Genomic DNA, 1,502 nt, shown 5'->3' on the forward strand with positions numbered 1-1,502 from the left:
GGGAGTTAGCACGTGAATATCAAGGGACGGCATGTCCGTCTTGTGGTATGACCCGTCAACAATTGCTTCATCTTCGTAAAGTCGGTTGCCCGACTTGTTATTCATTTTTCAAAGACGAAGTCGACGGCATGGTTCGTCAGTTCCAACACGGTCATACGCAACATTATGGTTCACGCCCTGATGAGGAATCCGTGGAGAAACGATTAAACCAGCAACTTAGTCGACTCAAAGAACAACTCAACCGCAAAATCTTAGCAGAAGATTATGAAGAAGCAGAAGTCATAAAACAACAGATTGAGAGTGTCGAGGAGGATTTGCGTCATGTTTGAAGAGTTGCTTCAACACCCTTTAAGCGAATCGATGAATCAATCTTCTCCCTTTGACGACATCGTCGTTTCGACACGAGTCCGTTTGGCGCGCAATACGACACGTTATCCGTTCTCAACGATGTTGTCAGAAGCACAAGCCAATGCACTCATTGAAGAGACGGAACGCCAACTAAATGGGATGAAAGGGTTCCGATTTGGTCGTGTCGATCAGGCGGATGTCCTGACCCGAACCGCTTTAGTAGAAAAGCATCTAATTAGTCCGGCGTTAGCGAGTCATCCACGGACAGGACTCTTCATTAGTGAAGATGAGCAGATCAGTGTCATGGTAAACGAAGAGGATCATTTTCGAATTCAGACGTTATTACCTGGGCTACAGCTTGAAGAAGCGTTTCGGATCGCAAAACAAGTCGATCGCTTGATCAGTGAACGATTTAAAATTGCTTTTGATGACACGCTTGGTTATTTAACGACTTGTCCGAGTAACGTCGGAACAGGTCTTCGTGCTTCCGTGATGTTGCACTTACCGGGACTAGTCCTGACGAATCAGATTCAAGGCTATATCAAACACTTACGACAGTTAGGATTCGCGATTCGTGGGCGTTACGGTGAGGGAAGCGATGCTTCTGGTCGCATGTTCCAACTTTCGAACCAACGGACGCTTGGGGCAAGCGAGGATATGCTGATCACGGACTATCAATTTGCGGTCGAAGCATTAATTGAAGCAGAACAGGCAGCACGAAAAGGATTATTGGAGATGTATCAAGAAGAACTAGAGGACAGACTATATCGTTCCTATGGCATCCTGACATCAGCTCGACTGATTACAGCGCGGGAAGCAACGGAACGGCTATCGGATGTCCGCTTAGCAGACAGTCTGGGACTAGAAGTCAATCTTCCTCCAAATCTTTTTCATCAACTGCTCGTTTCATTACAAACAGGTTTTCTACAAAAGCATTTCGGGAAACAATTAACATCTAGAGAACGGGACATCGAACGGGCGAAACGAATTCGGACGATGTTAACCGAACAGACAAACAGGGATCACACACAAGGAGGTTTTGCATAATGATGTTTGGACGATTTACAGAACGTGCACAACGTGTATTGGCACTTGCTCAAGAAGAAGCAGTACGGTTGGGGCACCACAATATCGGAACAGAACACATTTTACTC

3 protein-coding genes are annotated in these 1,502 nt (G+C 45.9%); all 3 read left to right on the forward strand.

The features are described from left to right. Positions 1 to 329: hypothetical protein (locus B3S86_RS15085; RefSeq protein WP_290754253.1), on the forward strand; the 329-nt coding region annotated here is incomplete at its 5' end. Further along, positions 322 to 1,395: a protein arginine kinase gene (locus B3S86_RS15090; protein ID WP_290754255.1), complete on the forward strand. Its 1,074-nt coding sequence runs from the start codon at positions 322 to 324 to the stop codon at positions 1,393 to 1,395. The genes B3S86_RS15085 and B3S86_RS15090, both read left to right, overlap by 8 nt. Further along, on the forward strand, positions 1,395 to 1,502 hold a 108-nt coding region (locus tag B3S86_RS15420; protein WP_414651180.1), incomplete at its 3' end, for a Clp protease N-terminal domain-containing protein. The genes B3S86_RS15090 and B3S86_RS15420, both read left to right, overlap by 1 nt.

Origin of the sequence: Exiguobacterium sp. UBA3968 (genome assembly GCF_002385115.1) — a bacterium.
GTDB lineage: Bacteria > Bacillota > Bacilli > Exiguobacteriales > Exiguobacteriaceae > Exiguobacterium_A.

What these genes read in the sequence shown, in the direction of transcription:
- B3S86_RS15090 (WP_290754255.1), top strand. Translation starts at nt 322, where the DNA reads ATGTTTGAAGAGTTGCTTCAACACCCTTTAAGCGAATCGATGAATCAA.